The sequence below is a fragment of the Streptomyces sp. A1136 genome (assembly GCF_004795055.1).
GTDB lineage: Bacteria > Actinomycetota > Actinomycetes > Streptomycetales > Streptomycetaceae > Streptomyces.
Window position 1 is genome coordinate 121,186 of the sequence record NZ_SSBJ01000005.1, and the last position, 18,031, is coordinate 139,216.

At 74.5% G+C, this 18,031-nt stretch carries 6 protein-coding genes; all 6 read left to right on the plus strand.

Translation table 11 applies throughout. The features are described 5' to 3' along the window. Positions 1-51: 51 nt before the first annotated feature. The 6 genes from E6R62_RS06775 to E6R62_RS06805 all read left to right on the plus strand — a co-directional run bounded on the left by E6R62_RS06775 (position 52) and on the right by E6R62_RS06805 (position 17,885). Positions 52-1,092, plus strand: a complete 1,041-nt coding sequence (locus E6R62_RS06775) for a TauD/TfdA family dioxygenase (protein WP_136212378.1) — start codon at positions 52-54, stop codon at positions 1,090-1,092. A 5-nt stretch (positions 1,093-1,097) separates the two neighbouring features. Beyond that, positions 1,098-2,930 carry a non-ribosomal peptide synthetase gene (locus E6R62_RS06780; RefSeq protein ID WP_136212379.1) on the plus strand — a complete coding sequence of 611 codons (1,833 nt, stop codon included), beginning with the start codon at positions 1,098-1,100 and terminating at the stop codon, positions 2,928-2,930. A 4-nt stretch (positions 2,931-2,934) separates the two neighbouring features. After that, positions 2,935-8,166 carry a condensation domain-containing protein gene (locus E6R62_RS06790; protein ID WP_206308668.1) on the plus strand — a complete coding sequence of 1,744 codons (5,232 nt, stop codon included), beginning with the start codon at positions 2,935-2,937 and terminating at the stop codon, positions 8,164-8,166. A 251-nt stretch (positions 8,167-8,417) separates the two neighbouring features. Next, on the plus strand, positions 8,418-10,409 hold the full coding sequence (locus E6R62_RS06795) for an NAD-binding lipoprotein (protein ID WP_306432409.1): 1,992 nt from the start codon (positions 8,418-8,420) through the stop codon (positions 10,407-10,409). Positions 10,410-10,605: 196 nt separating this feature from the next. Continuing rightward, positions 10,606-17,682 carry a non-ribosomal peptide synthetase gene (locus E6R62_RS06800; protein WP_136212381.1) on the plus strand — a complete coding sequence of 2,359 codons (7,077 nt, stop codon included), beginning with the start codon at positions 10,606-10,608 and terminating at the stop codon, positions 17,680-17,682. Next, a complete protein-coding gene (locus E6R62_RS06805) occupies positions 17,679-17,885 on the plus strand; it encodes an MbtH family protein (protein ID WP_136212382.1) in 207 nt (68 codons plus the stop codon). The genes E6R62_RS06800 and E6R62_RS06805 overlap by 4 nt, the downstream gene beginning before the upstream one ends. The last annotated feature ends 146 nt before the right edge of the window (positions 17,886-18,031 follow it).

The window sequence follows — 18,031 nt, forward strand, 5'->3', positions numbered from 1 at the left end:
GTCCGGGCCGCTCGCCACTTTCCCGACTCCGCACCGTCTAAGGAACTTCTCATGACCACGTTCGCTGACGCACCCCTCACGACCGGCTTCGACCCGGTGCGCGAGCCCGGCAAGCCCGTCGTCGTCCGGACCCCGGCCGGCGCCGACCTCGCCTCCGCCATCGCCTGGCTCACCGCCCACCGGGTCGACATCCAGGCCGAGTTGCACCGCAGCGGCGCCGTCCTGCTGCGGGGGCTGCCCGTCGAGGACGCCGCCTCCTTCGCCGCGGCCCGGGACGCCCTGATCGAGCGGCGCGCCGGCTACAAGGAGAAGGCCACCCCGCGCACCGACTTCGGCGAGGGCGTGTTCTCCTCCACCGACCTGCCGGCGGTGCAGCCGATCCGGCTCCACAACGAGAACAGCTACACCCTCGACTTCCCGGGCGTGCTCCTCTTCGGCTGCGTGATCGCCCCCGAGGAGGGCGGCGCGACCACCGTCGGCGACATGCGCGAGGCGCTGCGTCTGTTGCCGCCGGAGCTGGTGGAACGCTTCGCGCGGGCCGGTTGGCTGCTCGTGCGCAACTACTCGGAGCTGGCCGGGCTGCCCTGGTACAAGACGTTCGCGACGCAGGACAAGGCCGTCGCCGAGGCGTACTGCGAGGAGAACACGGTCGGCTACGAATGGGTCGACGAGGACGACTCGATGATCACCCGCCAGCGCCGCTCCGCGATCGTCACGCACCCGGTGACCGGGGAGAAGACCTGGTTCAACCACTTCGCCTTCTGGAACAGCCGCACCCTGGACCCGGACATCCGCGAGGTGCTCGTGGAGACGTACGGCGAGGACGGCCTGCCGTTCAACACCTACCTGGGCGACGGCTCCCGACTCACCGACGCCGAGGTCGACGCGATCAACGCCGTCTACGACCGGGTCACCGTACGGGAGACCTGGCAGCAGGGCGACCTGATGCTCGTGGACAACATCCTGAGCGCGCACGGCCGCGAGGCCTACAAGGGCGACCGCAAGATCCTCGTCGCGATGGGCGAGCCGGTCGCGCTGGCCGACTGCGCCCCGCAGACCCGGCCGTCCACCACCGTTTTCGTCGGGGAGTGACCACCATGACCGCCGTGCTTCCCGAGCGTCCCCGTACCTTCGAGGGGCCGGACGCCCCCGCCGACCTGCTGGCCCGCCTCGCGCTGGCGCCCGCCGCCCGCACCGCCGTCGTGGCCGGGGACCGTGAACTGACCTTCGCCGAACTGCGCGCGGAGGCGATGCGCTTCGCCGGGCGGCTCGCCGCCCGCGGTATCGGTCCGGAGAGCGTGGTCGCGCTGTGCCTGCCCCGGGGTGCCGCGCTGGTCTCCGCGCTGATCGGCACCCTGGCCGCGGGGGCCGCCTATCTGCCCGTGGACCCGAAGCTGCCCGCCGAACGACGTCGTTACCTGGTGGAGGACTCGGGCGCGGACCTGGTGGTCGTCGCGGACGCGGCAGACGGACCGCCCGCGCCGGGTGTGGCGGTCGTGCCGGTGGCCGAGCTGAGCGCGCCGGACGGCCGGGAGCGCTGCTTCGCCCCGGTGCCGGTGACCGGTGACACCCTCGCGTACGTCATCTACACCTCCGGCTCCACGGGCCGGCCCAAGGGCGTCGAGATCGGCCGGGCCGCGGCCTCGGCGCTGCTCGCCGAGTTGGAGGGCGCGGGCATCGCCGTGGGCGACGGGGGCAGGGTCGGCTGGAACGCCTCGCCGTCCTTCGACGCCTCCGTACAGCAGTGGGTGCGCGTGTGCCGTGGCGACACGCTGGTGATGATCGACGACGAGACCCGTGCGGACCCCGCGCTGCTCGCCGCCCTGATCGACGAGCGGGCCCTGACCGACCTGGACATCACGCCCTCGCACGCCGACCCGCTGCTCGACCTGCTGACCGCCGACGGAGGCCCGCGCCCGCTGACGCTGCTGGTGGGGGGCGAGGCGATCAGCCCGGCGCTGTGGCGGCGGCTCGGCGAGCGCGGCGCGCGGGGGGTGCTGCGCACGGTCAACCTGTACGGGCCCACCGAGTGCACCGTCGACTCCACGGCGGCCTGGGTCGACCGGGCCGACGCGCCGCACATCGGGAGCGTCCTGCCGGGCCTGCGCATGCGGGTGCTGGACGAGGGGCTGCGCCCGGTGGTCGAGGGCGGGAGCGGTGAGCTGTACCTGGCGGGCCCGCGGGTGGGCCGCGGCTACCGGCGTCGCCCGGGGCTGACGGCGGAGCGGTTCGTGGCGGACTCCGGGGAGGGCGCCGCGTACGGCGGCCGGATGTACCGCACGGGTGACCTCGTACGGCTCCTGCCCGGCGGCCGGCTGGCCTATCTGGGCCGGGCCGACGGGCAGGTGAAGCTGCGCGGTCACCGGATCGAACTCCCCGAGATCGAGGCGGCGTTGACGGCGATGCCGGAGATCTCCGAGGCCGCGGTCGTACTGCGGGACGACGTCCACGGCGCGCCCGGCCTGGTCGCCTACCACCGCGGCTCCGTCATCGCGTCCGAGCTGCGCTCCCGGCTGGCCGGCGCGCTCCCCGCCTACATGGTCCCGGCGGCCTTCGTGGCCCTGGACCGCTTCCCCACCACCACCAACGGCAAGCTGGACCGGGCCGCGCTGCCCGACCCGGCGCCGACCCCGGTGGGCGAGCCCGCCGACGCGGCGGCCGCGGGCATGACCCGCTCGCAGGAGCTGATCGCCGCAGTCTGGGCGAGCGTCCTGGGTGCCTCGCGGATCGGCCCGGACGACAACTTCTTCAAACTGGGCGGCCATTCGCTGCTCGCCATCAAGCTGGTGTCGCGGGTCCGCGCCGAGTTGCGCGTCGCGCTCCCGGTGAAGGCCGTGTACGCCAACCCCCGCCTGCGGGACCTCGCCGCCCACATCGACACCCTCGTGGAGGCGACCGCCGCCGCGGCCGCCGTGCGCCAGGACGGATGAGGACATGACCGTGATCCCGTTGTCGTTTGCCCAACGGCGGCTGTGGTTCCTGGGCAGGCTGCACGGCCCGTCCGCCGCCTACAACGCCCCCGTCGTCCTGCGCCTCGACGCGGAGCCGGACGCCGTCGCCCTCGGAGCGGCCCTCGCCGACGTGGTGGAGCGGCACGAGGTGCTGCGTACCGTCCTGTCCGCCGGCGCGGACGCGGAGCCGTACCAGCGGGTACTGGGCACGTCCGCCGTGCCGGGACTCGTGTCGGTGCGGTGCGCGGCGGCCGAACGGGACACGGCCGTGGCCGCGTTCGTCCGCGAGACGATCGACATCACCGCCGAACCGCCGCTGCGGGCAAGGTTGTTCGACTCCGGCGACGGGAAGCCGGTCCTCGTCCTGTTGATCCATCACGTGGCCACGGACGGGCTGTCCGTCCGTCCTCTGCTGCGCGACCTGGCCTTGGCCTACGAAGCCCGGCTGGGCGGGCGGGCCCCCGACTGGGAGCCGCTGCCCGTGCAGTACACGGACTACACCCTGTGGCAGAACGAGCTGCTCGGGGACCCCGCCGAGCCGGACAGCCTGGCCCGGGAACAGCTCGACCACTGGCGGGACGCCCTGGCCGGCGCTCCGGCGGTGATCGACCTGCCCGCCGACCGGCCGCGGCCCGCCGAGCCCACGGGCCGGGGGGCCCTGGTGACCGGGCGGCTCGACGCGGCGGCGCACGGCGGGCTGCTCGCCCTCGCCCGCGGGTGGCGGGCGAGCCTGACCATGGTGGCGCGTGCGGCGTTGGCGGCCGCGCTGTCCTCCTGCGGGGCGGGCGAGGACGTGGTGATCGGCGCTCCGGTCGCCGGGCGCCCGGACGAGGACCTGTACGACCTGGTCGGGTTCTTCGTCAACTCCCTCGCCCTGCGCACCGATCTGTCGGGGGACCCGTCCGTCGGGGAGCTGGTGGGGCGGGTCCGGGACGCGGACCTGGCGGCGTTCGAGCAGCAGGAGCTCCCCTTCGACCTGTTGGTGGAACACCTGGCCCCCGAGCGGGCGCTGGGGCACCACCCGTTCTTCCAGGTGATGCTCACCGTGGAGGCCGGCGGCGAGGCGGCCGGAGAGGTCGCGCTCGGTGGCGGTGTCGGCGCCCGTCTCTCGGACGTCGGCCTGGACTGCGCGAAGTTCGACCTCACGTGGTATTGCGCCGAACGGCACACGGCGGACGGCCGTCCGGACGGGATGGGGATCTCCCTCCAGTACGCGTCCGACCTCTTCGACGAGGCGACGGCCCGGCTGCTGCTGGAGGTCTACGTCCGGACCCTGGAGGGCTTCGCCGCCGACCCGCTGCGCCGGCTCGGGGAGCTGGGGCTGCCGGGGGCCGAGGCGTCGGCCGCCCTGGCCCGGCGGCCCGCCCGGACGGCCGCCGCGCCCCGCCCGGAGACCGGCACGCCGGCGCCCGCGCGGCGGGACGTCCTGTCGCCCCGCGAGGAGATCCTGTGTGGGTTGTTCGCGGAGGTGCTGGGCCGCGACGAGCTGGCCGCCGACGCCAACTTCTTCCGCAACGGCGGGCATTCCCTCCTCGCGGGCAAGCTGGTCAACCGCGTCAGGGGCGCCCTCGGCCTGGAACTCGGCATCCGTGACCTGTTCCTCGCCCCGACCCCCTCGGCCCTGCACCGGCGCCTGGCGGAGCGGGGCCCGGTGTCGGCGTCCCGGCCCGCGCTCGGCGCGGCGCCGGACCGGCCGGAACGCGTCCCGCTGTCCGCCGCGCAGCGCGCGCTGTGGCTGGTGGGCCGCATCGAGGGCCCCTCGGCCACGTACAACGCACCGCTGGTGCTGCGCCTGGACGGCGTCCCGGGGCGGGAGGCCCTCCGCGCCGCGCTGGCCGATGTCGCGGAGCGGCACGAGGTGCTGCGCACCGTGTACGAGGCCGAGGGCGGGCAACCGTACCAGCGGGTCCTGGACGCCCCGACCGAGTCGCTGGAGACCGTCGAGTGCACCCCCGCCGACCTGGAGGAGCGGGTGGCCCGCTTCGGCCGGGAAACCTTCGACCTGGCGGCGCGGACCCCGCTGCGGGCCCGGCTGTTCCTTCCGGGCGACGGCACCTGCGTGCTGGTCCTGCTCGTCCACCACATCGCCACCGACGGATGGTCCCTGGCACCGCTGCTGCGGGATCTGGGCGAGGCGTACGAGGCCCGGTGCGCGGGCCGGTCACCGCGGTGGCGCCCGCTGCCGGTGCAGTACGCCGACTACGCGCTGTGGCAGGCCGAACTGCTGGCCGACCCGTCCGCGCTGCTGGACCACTGGAAGACGGCGCTGGACGGGATGCCCACCCGTACCGCGCTGCCGGCCGACCGGCCGCGTCCCGCCGAACCCTCGGGGCGGGGCGCCACCCTGACGGCCCGGCTCGACGCGGTGGCACACCGGGGGCTCGCGGCGCTGGCCCGCACCCGTCGGGCGAGCCTGTTCATGGTGGCGCGCTCCGCCCTGGCGGCGGCCCTGTCGGCCGCGGGCGCCGGCACGGACCTGGCGATCGGGACACCGGTGGCCGGCCGGCCCGACCAGGATCTGCACGAGCTGGTCGGCTGCTTCGTCAACTCCCTCGTCCTGCGGGCGGATCTGTCGGGCGACCCGGCGGTCGGCGAGCTGGTCGAGCGGGTCCGTGACGCCGACCTCGCGGCCTTCGACCACCAGGACCTGCCGTTCGACCTGCTGGTGGAACACCTGTCCGAGGACGGCGGGCGCACCCTCGGGGAGCACCCCTTCTTCCAGGTGATGCTGACCGTGCAGGAGGCCGCGGGCGACGCGGTGCGGCTGGGGCCGCTCGCCGGGCGGGCCACGAGCACCGACCTGGGCGCCGCGAAGTTCGACCTGAGCTTCCACTGCGCGGAGCGCCGGGAGGCGGACGGGGGCACCGGCGGGATGGACGTGTACGTCCAGTACTCCGAGGACCTGTTCGACGCGTCCACCGCGCGGCTGCTGCTGGAGGTGTACGTGCGGGCGCTGGGCGCCTTCGCCGCCTCCCCGGACGTCCGGCTCGGCGAGCTGGGGCTGCTTTCGCGGGAGGAGCGGCAGGGGATCGCCGAGCGGCGGACCCGGCTCGCCGCCGCGGCCGCGGCGACCTCCGGGCCGGCCCCGGAGCCGGCGCACGGCACGGCGGGGCTCTCCCCGCGCGAGGAGATCCTGTGCGGCCTCTTCGCGGAGGTGCTCGGCCGGGACCGGGTCGGCCCCGCGGAGAACTTCTTCAAGGCCGGCGGGCACTCCCTGCTCGCCAGCAAGCTCGTCAACCGCGTCCGGTCGGTGCTGGGCGTCGAGGCGGGCATCCGGGACCTGTTCCTGGCCCCCACGCCGGCCGCCCTGCACCGCCGGCTCGGCTCCCTCGCGGGGCCGGCGCGGCCCGCGCCCGCGCCGGTACCGCCGGAGCGGCGGCCCGAGCGCGTCCCGCTGTCGTACGCGCAGCGCCGGCTCTGGTTCACGGACCAGTTGGAGGGGCCCTCCGCCACCTACAACATCGCACTGGTGCGGCGGTTGGAGCGGCCACTGGACCCGGCGGCGCTCGCCGGGGCGCTGGCCGACGTGGCCGCCCGGCACGAGGTGCTGCGCACCGTGTACGGCGCCGAGGGCGGGGAGCCGTACCAGGAAGTGCTCGCCGGCGCCCGACCCCAGTTGGAGCTGGCCCGGCCGGCGGACGTGACGGCGGCCGTCGACGCGGCGGCCGGGTACCGCTTCGACCTCGGCCGCGAACTCCCCTTCCGCGCCTGGTTGTTCCTGCCCGAGGGGGACGGTCCGCAGACGCTGGTGCTGCTGTTGCACCACATCGCGGCGGACGGCTGGTCGACGGGTCCGCTCCTCGCGGACCTGGCGGCGGCCTACGAGGCCCGGCTCGCCGGGGGCGCACCGGGCTGGGAGCCGCTGCCGGTCCAGTACGCCGACTACGCGCTGTGGCAGCGCGCCCTGCCCACCGAGAGGGAGTTCGGCCACTGGGAGCGCGCCCTGGCCGGCCTGCCGCCCCTGATCGACCTGCCGACGGAGCGGGAGCGGCCGGCCGAGCCCTCGGGCCGGGGCGCGGTCACCGGTTTCGCGGTGACCCCGGACACCCACCGGCGGCTGGTCCGGGTGGCGCACGCGCACGGCGCCACCCTGTTCATGGTGGTGCAGGCGGCGCTGGTCGCCGCGCTGACCCGGCTCGGCGCGGGCACCGACCTCGCGGTGGGCACGGCGGTCGCGGGACGGGCCGACGAGGCTCTGTCGGGGCTGGTCGGCTTCTTCGTGAACACCCTGGTGTTGCGTACCGACACCTCCGGCGACCCGGCGTTCGCGGAGCTCCTGGGCCGGGTGCGGGAGGCGGACCTGGCCGCGTACGAGCACCAGGACCTGCCCTTCGACCGGCTGGTGGAGTACCTCAACCCGCACCGCTCGGCCGCCCACGAGGCGCTGGTGCAGGTCGTGCTCCAGGTCGACCAGGCGGGTCCGGCCGCGGCCGGCGACGCCGGTCCGCTGGCCGGCGAGGTACTGACGTACCGGGCCGGCTCGGCCAAGTCGGACCTCACCTTCGCGCTGACGGAGAACCCGCACGGCGGGATGTCCGGGGTCCTGGAGTACGCGACCGACCTCTACGGTCCCTCGGGCGCGCGGCGACTGGCGGAGCTGCTGGTGGCGGCCCTGGACCTGTTCGCGGCCGACCCGTCGCTGAGGATCGGGGACCTGTCCGCCCCGGCCGACCGGCGGCCGGTGGCGCGGCCCCTGATCGGGGGCTACCGGGTCGATCCGGCGCACGTGGCGGCGGTGCTGTCGCGGCACCCGGCGGTGACCGGGGCGCGGGCCGAGGCGGTGGACGGCCGTTTGGTCGCCCACGCCGAGGGGGCCGTGACGGAGGCGGAACTCCAGGCCTGGGCGGCGGAGCGGCTGCCGGAGTACGCGGTGCCGTCCGCGGTCCACCTCCCCGCCGCCGCGGCGCGTCCGGAGCCGACGGCGCCGGACGAGGGCCTGACCACCGCCGTACTGCGGCTGTTCGCGGAGGTGTTGGAGAACGGGCGCGTCACCCCCGACGCGAACTTCTTCAAGGCGGGCGGGCATTCGCTGCTCGCGGTCCGGCTGGTCAACCGGGTGCGGGCGGAGCTGGGCCGGGAGCTGACCATCCGGGAGGTCTTCCGTCACCCGACCCCGGCGAAACTGGCGGCCCTGCTCGCGGCGACCTCGCCGGCCGCCGCCCCCGCCCCGGCCCTGCGCCGCCGCACCCGGGCGGGAGCGCGCGTGGGGCAGTAGGGACCCGGGCTGGTCGGAAGCGGCCCGGGGGCCGACGCCTTCGGGCGTCGGGCCCCCGGGCCGACGCGGCCTTCACACCGCTCGGGGCACTAGCAAACAGCGCCGAATGCTCACACGATGGGTGGAACCGGAACATCCCTCGCCTTCGTGGCGCCTCGGGCCGACTAGCGTGGCGCATGTACACACCACCGACGACCCGCGGCCGGCGCCCTTCCCGTTCGAACCGTCGCGAGCTGCCCGAAGGACCCCGGTTGACCGATCGCAGGACGGCACGACAGCGCGGCGGCCCCGGGTGGCCCCGTGTCCGGTACCGGTTCGACACCGTCATGGCCCGCGGGACGTCCGTGCTGATCGGCTGGCTCACGCTGGTGTGCCTGGCCATCGTCGTCCCCGCCAGCGCGGCGCTGGTCTGGGCCGACCCCGGCGCCCCGCGCGGCTGGCCCGGCCGGCTCGTCGCGATCTGGGTCAGCGTCGGTCAGACCCTGAAGATCGGCGGCGCCGTCGGGAACCCGCTGTACGTGCTGTTCTCGGTCGTGCTGGCCCTGGTCGCGCTGCTGTTCGTCTCCACTCTCGTCAGCCTGATCACCACCGGCCTCAACGACAAGGTCCTGGCGCTGCGGCGCGGCCGGTCGACGGTGCTGGAGGAGGGGCACACGGTGCTGCTCGGCTGGTCCGACCAGGTCTTCCCCATCGTCTCCGAACTGGTCGTCGCCAACTCCAACCAGCGCAGGGCCGTCGTCGCCGTCCTCGGACCGAAGGACAAGGCGGAGATGGAGGACGAGATCGCCACGGCGATCGGCCGGCTCGGTCGCACCCGGCTGATCTGTCGGAACGGGGTGACCACCGATCCCGCGGTGATCGCCCTGGTCAGCCCGGAGACCGCGCGGTCGGTGCTGGTCCTCACCCACGAGGGCGAGGAGGGGGACGCGCACGTGGTGAAGACGCTGCTCTCCCTGGAGGCGGCCGTACGCGGACGCGGCAGGCCCACGGTGGTGGCGGCGGTCCGCGACGGCCGCCACCACCTCGCCGCGCGGTTGGCCGCGGGGCGCCACGGGCGGGTGCTGAACATCGAGGAGGTCACCGCCCGGCTGATCGCGCGGACGTCCCGGCAACCCGGGCTGTCGCTCGTCCACCAGGAACTGCTGGACTTCGCCGGGGACGAGTTCTACACGGTCCGCGAACCGGCCCTCGTCGGGCGCACCTTCGGGGAGTTGCTCCTGTCGTACGCCACGTCCAGCGTCGTCGGCGTCCTGCGGTCCTGCGGCGCCGTCGACCTGTGCCCCGCGCCCGACACCGTGCCGGCCGCCGAGGACCGCGTCATCCTCATCACCGAGGACGACGACACGGCGGTGCCGGTGGAGCGGCCGCTCGTCGTCGACGAGGACGCGATCGTGCTGCCCGATCCGGTGACCGAGACGCCGGAGCACGTCCTGCTGTTGGGTTGGAACCGGCGCGCCCCGCTGATCCTGGACCAGTTGGACCTGAGCGTGCCGCACGGTTCGGTGCTGACCGTCGTGGCGCAGGGCGGGGAGGCGCTCCGGGAGGCCGATCACCGGGGACGGTCGGCGCGACGGCTGCGGGTCCGGGTGCACGACGGGGACATCACCGACCCGCGGGTGCTGGAGCAGTCGGGTGTCCTGTCGTTCGACCGGGTGATCGTCCTCGGGTACGACGCCGCGGACGGGACGGCGGGCGCGCTCTGCGGGGACGACCGGACCCTGGTGACACTGCTGCACCTGCGGGCGCTGGAGGAGGCCTCGGGCCGCGAACTGGCCGTGGTGACCGAGATGAGGGACGACCGCAACAGGCTGCTCGCCCCGGCCCGCGCCGGTGCGGACTTCATCGTCGGCGGCCGTCTCGTCAGTCTCCTGATGACCCAGATCGCCGAGAACCGCGCCCTCGCCGACGTCTTCGAGACCCTGTTCGCGGCCCACGGTCCCGGCCTGCACCTGGCCCCCGCGACGCAGTTCGTCCGAGGCGGGCGGCCCGTCACCTTCGCCACGGTGGTGGAGTCCGGGCGACGGCGGGGGCAGTGCGTCATCGGGTACCGGCTCCAGGAGGACAGCGCGCTCGGTCCCTCCTACGGTGTGCGGCTCAACCCGGACAAACGCGAGCGCGTGTCCTTCGGGGCCGAGGACTCGGTCATCGTGCTGGCTCCGGAACCCGGGCCCCGCCCCGCCCTGCCGGGCCCGGCGCGGCCCGGTGAACGGTCCTCGGCCCCGGCCGGGCCGGGCGGACCCTGACGACGACCCTGACGACAGACACGGCGACGGCCCCGCCGGGTCGTGCGCGGGCGCGCGGCGGCCCGGCGGCAGTTGTGGGCGGCAGGACCGGACGCGGGAGCTGCCGCGGGGACTGCCCGCCGAGGGACCGAGGGGTACCTAGCGTGGAGGCCACGGAGTCCTCTCCGCACCCTTCCCCTCGCCTGGAGGCCCCGCGATGCCCTCGACCGCCCCCACCGCCTCCGCCGTCCTGGACGGCGGGCCGGCGATCACCCCCGCACCCGGTGTGCTCGACCGGATCGCCTCCCAGGACGCCGAGCGCGTCGCGCTGGTGCACGGCGAGCGCCGGGTGACGTACGGGCAGCTCGCCCTCGCGGTGGCCTTCCGCGCCGACGAGCTGGCGGAAGCGGGAGCGGGTCCGGGCCGGCTGGTGGCCGTGCACCGGCCCCGGGGCGTCGACGCGGTGGTGGGACTGCTCGCGGCGCTGCGGACCGGGGCCGCGTACCTGCCCCTGGACCCGGGTGCGCCGGCGGCCCGCAACGCCTCGATCCTCGCGGACTGCGCGGGAGATGACGTAGGGGTGGGGGACGGGGAGTTCGTCCTGCCCGGGCCCGGGGTGGCCGAGGGCGCCGCCTACGTGATCTACACCTCGGGCTCCACGGGCACTCCGAACGGCGTCGTCATCGGGCGCGAGGCGCTGGCCCACTTCGTCGCCGGGGCCACCGTCCGGTACGGCATCACCGCCGAGGACCGGGTCCTGCAGTTCGCGCCGCTGCACTTCGACGCGAGCGTCGAGGAGGTCTTCCTGACACTCGGCGCCGGAGGCACGCTCGTCCTGCGCGACGAGGACATGCTCGACGTCCCCGGGCTGCTGGCCGGCTGCGCGGCGCACGGCATCACCGTGCTGGACCTGCCCACCGCCTACTGGCACGAGCTGGCCCACGCCCTCGCCGCCGGCATCGCCGAACTGCCGCCGACGCTCCGCACGGTGATCATCGGCGGTGAGGCCGCGCTGCCCGAGCGGGTCGCCCAGTGGTGCCGGGCCGTGGACCCGGACCGGGTGCGGCTGCTGAACACCTACGGCCCCACGGAGGCGACCGTCGTGGCGACGGTCGCCGACCTGTCCCGGTACGAGGGCGGTCCGGTGCCGATCGGGCTGCCCCTGCCCGGAGTCCGGGCCGCCGTGGTCGACGGGGAACTGTGGCTGCTCGGCGGCGCCTTGGCCGACGGCTACCTGGGCCGGCCCGAGTTGACCGGCGCCCGCTTCGCCGCACTGGAAGACCGGCGCGCCTACCGGACCGGCGACCTGGTCCACGTACGGGAGGACGGGCAGCTCGGCTTCCGCGGTCGCGCCGACGACGAGGTGAAGATCAACGGACACCGGGTGGACCCGGCGTCCGTGGAGTCGGTCCTCGCCTCCCACCCGGGCGTGCGGGAGGCGGCCGTCGTACCGCGGGAGACCCCCGACGGCGTCAAGCGGCTCATCGCGTTCGTGGTCGCCGACGCCGGGGTGACCGCGGCCGCCCTGCGTTCCCGTGTACGGGCCGAGCTCCCGGCGGCGGCCGTGCCGAGCGCCGTGAACCTGGTCGAGACCCTCCCCCGGACCTCCTCCGGGAAGATCGACCGCAAACTCCTCAAGACGCCGGTGGGCGCCGGCGCCGCCGACAGCGACATCACCACCGACGGCGGCGCGGTCCGCGTCTTCGACGGTGTGGTGCTGCCCGCCGAGGACCGGGTCCCGCTCTCCTACGCGCAGCGCCGCCTGTGGTTCCTGGCCGGCCTGGAGGGGCCGTCGGCCGCCTACAACCTGCCGCTCGTCCTTCGCCTGGACTCCGTCCCCGACCGCCGGGCGCTCGCCGCGGCCCTCGCCGACGTGGTGGAGCGGCACGAGGTGCTGCGCACCGTGTACCCGGCCGTGGACTCCGAGCCCTACCAGCACGTCCTGGCCGCGCCCGAAATCCCGCTGACCGTACGGGAGTGCGCGCCCGCGGAACTGGCCTTCCTGACCGCCCGCTTCACGGCCGGCATCTTCGACCTCGGCGCCCACCTGCCCCTGCGCGCGGCGCTGTTCGTCCCCGGCGACGGCTCCGCCACCCTCACACTGCTGACCCACCACATCGCCACCGACGGCTGGTCGGTCACTCCGCTGCTGCGCGACCTCGGGCAGGCCTACGCGGCCCGACTGGCCGGCGGCGCGCCGGCGTGGGAGCCGCTGCCGGTGCAGTACGCGGACTACACGCTGTGGCAGCGGGAACTCCTCGCCGATCCCGCCCCGTCGCTGGACCACTGGCGGGACGCGCTCGACGGCATGCCCACCGTCCTCGACCTGCACGCCGACCGACCCCGGCCCGCCGAACCGAGCGGCGAGGGCGCCACGCTGGTCGCCCGGCTGGACGCCGGCGCGCACCGGCGGCTGGCGGCGCTGGCGGAGGACCGCGGAGCGAGCATGCTGATGGCCCTCCAGCCGGCCCTGGCCCTGGCCCTGGCCGCCGTCGGGGCCGGTAGCGACGTCGCGATCGGCACCCCGGTGGCAGGGCGCGGCGACGAGGCGCTCTGCGACCTCGTCGGCTTCTTCGTCAACACCCTGGTCCTGCGTACCGACGTGTCCGGCGGCGCCCCGTACGCGGAGCTCGTGGACCGGGCGCGGGAGGCGGACCTGGCGGCCTACGCCCACCAGGAACTCCCCTTCGACCTGCTGGTGGAGCACCTCAACCCGGAGCGCGGCCTGGCCGTGAACCCGTTCTTCCAGGTGATGCTGACCGTGCAGGAGGAGGGCGACACGGCCCTGACCCTCGGCGGGGGGCTGACCGGTCGCTTCGTCGAACCCGGCCTGGAAACGGTCAAGTTCGACCTCAGCGCCTCGTGCGTGGAGCTCGCGGACGGCGGACTGGAGGTGTGGTGGCAGTACGCGGCGGACCTTTTCGACGCCACGACCGCGCGACTGTTGCTGGATGTGTTCCTGCGGGCCCTCTCCCGTGCGGCGGACGACCCCGACGGGCCGACCGGCGCCGCCGCGCCCGCGCTGCTCACGGCGGAGGAGAGCCGGGACCTGGCGGAGCGCCGGGAGCGCCTCGCGCGGGCCCGCGCGCTGGAGCCGAACCGGACCGCACGGGCCGGCGACCCGGCCGCGACCGCTGTGCTGTGCACGCTTTTCGCCGAGGTGATCGGGCTCGACCGGGTGGCCCCCGACGAGAACTTCTTCTCGGTGGGCGGACATTCGATGATGGGGGTGCGCCTCGTCAACCGCATCCGGGCCACGCTCGGCGTCGAGGCCCGCATCCGGGACCTGTTCCTCGCCCCGACCCCGGCCGAGCTGGCGGTGCGCCTGCTGCGGGAGGCGGCGCCCGCCGGGCGGCCGGCGCCGGCGCCCGTACCGGCGGCCGAACGACCCGAGCTGATCCCGCTGTCGTACGCGCAGCGCCGGCTGTGGTTCGTGGACCAGTTGGAGGGGCCGAGCCGCTCCTACACCATCCCCTTCGCGCTGCGCCTGGAACGGCCGTTGGACCCGGCGGTGCTGGCCGAGGCGCTGGCCGATGTCGCGGGCCGGCACGAGGTGCTGCGCACCGTGTACCCGTCCGTGGACGGCCGGCCCCACCAGCGCGTCGTGGACGCGGCCCGACCCGTGCTGGACCTGGTCACCGCGGATCCGGCCGGGCTCGACGCGGCGGTGGACGCGGCCGCCGGGCACGTCTTCGACCTGGCGGGTGAACTGCCCTTCCGGGCCTCGCTGATCGACGCGGGCCCCGCCCAGGTCCTGGTGCTGCTCGTCCACCACATCGCGGCCGACGGCTGGTCCACGGGCCCCCTGCTGGCCGACCTGGCCGCCGCCTACGAGTCCCGGTCGGCCGGGTCGGCCCCCGCCTGGCAGCCGCTGCCGGTGCAGTACGCCGACTACACCCTGTGGGAGCGCGCGGCCCTGGAGGGGGAGGCCGCCGCCGGGCACCTCGCCTATTGGGAGCGGACCCTCGGCGACGCGCCGCCCGTCCTGGAACTGACCTCCTCCCGCACCCGCCCCGCCGACGCCTCGCACCGGGGCGCGGCCACCGCCCTGGAACTGGACGCCGCGACGCACGCCCGGCTGGAGAGGCTCGCCCTGGAACACGGGACCACGCTGTTCACGGTGGTCCAGGCCGCCTTCGCGGCCGTGCTGACCCGGCACGGCGCGGGCACCGACCTGCCGCTGGGCACGGTGACCGCCGGCCGGGACGACGAGGCCCTGACCGATCTCGTCGGCTTCTTCGTCAACACCCTGGTCCTGCGCTGCGACACCTCCGGCGACCCGCGCTTCTCCGAACTGCTGCGCCGGGTCCGGGACACCGACCTCGCGGCCTACGCCCACCAGGACGTGCCGTTCGATCTGGTGGTGGAACGGCTGAACCCGGTGCGCTCCACCGCCCACCACCCGTTGGTCCAGGCGATCGTCCAGGTCCACCCGGCCGAGCCGCAGACCCCGCCCGGGGCCGCGCTGGCCGGGACGCCGCTGGGCACGGCCTCCGGCTTCACCAAGTTCGACCTCACGGTGTCCCTGCGGGAGACCCGGGGCGCGGACGGCAGGCCGGGCGGGCTGGTCGGCGTACTGGAGTACGCGACGGACCTCTACGACGAGGGCACCGCGGCCCTGCTGGCGACGCACCTGGCCCGCACCCTGCGGGCGGTGGCCGAGGACCCGGAGCAGCGCGTCGGCGACGTGGGACTGCTGACCGTGGAGGAGGAGTTCCGCCTGGTCACCGAGTACAACGACACGGCGACCCCGCGGGCCCGGTGCGGGCTGGTCCACGAACGGTTCGCGGCGCAGGCGCGGCGCACCCCCGACCGCATCGCGCTCTCGTACGAGGACGAGACCCTCACCTTCGCCGAGTTGGACTCCCGCGCGAACGCGCTGGCGCGCCACCTGATCGAGGCGGGCGTGGCGCGGGACGGGGCGGTGGCCGTGCTGATGGACCGCACACCGCACCTGCTGGTGGCGACGTTGGCGGTGCTCAAGTGCGGTGCGGCATACGTACCGTTGGACCCGCGGCTGCCCGACGCGCGGGTCCGCATGATCTCCGAGGACGTGGCGGCGACGGTGCTGCTCACGCAGGAAGCGCACCTCGGCCGGACATCGGTGGAACGGGAACGGGTCTGCGGCGTACGGGTCATGGCCGTCGACACCCTCGTCCTCGAACCGGACGTCGCCGACCCGGGGATCACGGTCGGCGAGGACGCCCTGATGTACGTGATGTTCACCTCCGGCTCCACCGGCCGACCCAAGGGCGTCGGCGTCACCCACCGCAACGTGGTCGAACTCGTCACCGACCGGTGCTGGAACGTCGCCCACCACCGGCGGATGCTGGTCCACTCGGCGATCGGCTTCGACGCCTCCACCTACGAGCTGTGGGTGCCGCTGCTGAACGGCGGGCAGCTCGTCATCGCACCGGGTGACGGGACCGACGTCGCCGAACTCGACCACACGATCCGCACCTACGACGTCACCGCCGCGTACTTCACGATGGGCCTCTTCCACATCATGGCCGACGAGGGCCTGGACACCCTCAAACTCCTCGAAGAGGTCTGGACGGGCGGCGACGTGGCCTCGCCCAGTGCCCTCCAGCGGGTCCTGACCCACTGCCCGGAGACCGTGGTGGTCCACTCCTACGGTCCGACGGAGACGACCTTCGCCTCCCACCAACAGCGCTTCCCCACGGGGCGGCGCACCCTGCGGGGGGTGTACCTCGGCTCGGCGCTCGACAACACCCGCGTCCACGTCCTGGACGAGCGGCTGCGCCCGGTGCCGCCCGGGGTCGCCGGGGAGATGTACATCGCCGGGACCCAGGTGGCCCGGGGCTACATCGGCCGGCCCGGGCTGACGGCGGAGCGGTTCGTCGCCGACCCCTTCGGCGCCGACGGCGGCCGCATGTACCGCACCGGGGACCTCGTGCACTGGACGGCCGACGGCGAACTGCGGTTCATCGGACGGGCCGACGGCCAGGTGAAGCTGCGCGGCTTCCGGATCGAACCCGGTGAGATCGAGGAGACCCTGGCCCGGCACCCGGCGGTGGGACAGGTCGCCGTGGTGGTGTTCGAGGACGGCCCCGGCGGCAAGCGGCTCGTCGCGTACGCGGTCCCGCGCATCGGTCACACCCTCACCGAGGACGCGCTGTTGCGCTGGGCCGCGGACGAACTGCCCGAGCACATGGTGCCGTCGGCGGCCGTCCTGCTGGACGCGATCCCGCTGACCGTCAACGGCAAGCCCGACCGCAAGGCCCTGCCCGCGCCCGCGCCCGCCGCGAAACCCTCGGGACGGCCGGCGCGCACCCCGCGCGAGGAGATCCTGTGCGGACTGTTCGCCGAGGTCCTGGGCATCGAGGGGGTCGGCATCGACGACAACTTCTTCGGTCTGGGCGGCCATTCGCTGCTCGGGGTGCGCCTGGTCAGCCGGATGCGGACCGTACTGGGCCTGGAGCGTGGGGTCCGCGACCTGTTCCGGACGCCGACCGTGGCGGGGCTGCTGGGCGACGAGCCCACCGGGTTCGACCCGATGGGGGTGCTCCTCCCCCTCAACCCGCGCGGCTCGCGGGCCCCGCTGTTCTGCGTCCACCCCGGTACGGGAGTGGGCTGGCCCTACGCCGGCCTCGCCCGGCACCTGGGGCCCGACCAGCCGCTGTACGCGATCCAGGCGCGGGCGCTGAGCGAGCTGGGCCACTCCCCCGAGTCGGTGGAGGAGATGGTCGAGGACTACCTGCCGCTGATCCGGGAGGTCCAGCCGCACGGTCCGTACCGCTTCCTGGGCTGGTCCTTCGGCGGGACCGTCGCGCACGCGCTCGCCGTCCGGCTGGCGGAGCTGGGCGAGCGCACCGATCTGCTCGCCATGATGGACGTCCACCTGCTGCCCACCGAACCGGTGCGCCGCCGGATGACGCCCGCGCAGAAGCGGGACATGCTCGTCGGGGACGCCACGGACGAACCCGAGGACGCGCCCTTCGACGTCGACGCGCTGATCGACCTGGTCCGCCTGAAGGACCCGGTGCTCGGGGCCTTCTCCGACGCCGAGATCCGCTCCGTCATCGGCGCCTCCGTCAACCACGCCGAAATCATGAACCTGTACGCCCCGCGCCCGGTCGCCACCGACCTTCTCTTCCTGGCGGCCATCGAGGACGGGGAAACGGAAAACACTCTCGCGCAGCCCTGGATTCCCTATGTCGAGGGCCGCGTGGAGAATCACGTGATCGGGGTTCCGCATACCAGAATGGGTGAACCGGAACCGCTCGCTTTGATCGGTCGTATCCTTTCCGAAAAATTGAGGAGTCTGTCATGACCAACCCGTTCGACGACACCGAGGGCACCTTCCACGTCGTGGTCAACGCCGAGGGACAGCACGCGCTGTGGCCCGTCTTCGCCGAAGTTCCCGCAGGTTGGGACGTGGTATGGGGAGAGGGGACACGGGCGGACGCGCTAGCGTACGTGGAGGAGAACTGGACGGACATCCGCCCCAAGAGCCTGGTCGCGCAGTACGCGTGAGCACGTTCCAGTGAATCGGTGATATGAGGAGAACGAGAAGCCGCGGCCCGCAGTGCGGGCCGCGGCTTCTCGTTTTCCATATCGACCGGAACCCCCACCGGATTTCCTCCATACTGCCGCCGTAACTTCCCCTCGCCGGGTCCGGT

What these genes read in the sequence shown, in the direction of transcription:
- E6R62_RS06775 (WP_136212378.1), top strand. Translation starts at nt 52, where the DNA reads ATGACCACGTTCGCTGACGCACCCCTCACGACCGGCTTCGACCCGGTG.
- E6R62_RS06780 (WP_136212379.1), top strand. Translation starts at nt 1,098, where the DNA reads ATGACCGCCGTGCTTCCCGAGCGTCCCCGTACCTTCGAGGGGCCGGAC.
- E6R62_RS06790 (WP_206308668.1), top strand. Translation starts at nt 2,935, where the DNA reads ATGACCGTGATCCCGTTGTCGTTTGCCCAACGGCGGCTGTGGTTCCTG.
- E6R62_RS06800 (WP_136212381.1), top strand. Translation starts at nt 10,606, where the DNA reads ATGCCCTCGACCGCCCCCACCGCCTCCGCCGTCCTGGACGGCGGGCCG.
- E6R62_RS06805 (WP_136212382.1), top strand. Translation starts at nt 17,679, where the DNA reads ATGACCAACCCGTTCGACGACACCGAGGGCACCTTCCACGTCGTGGTC.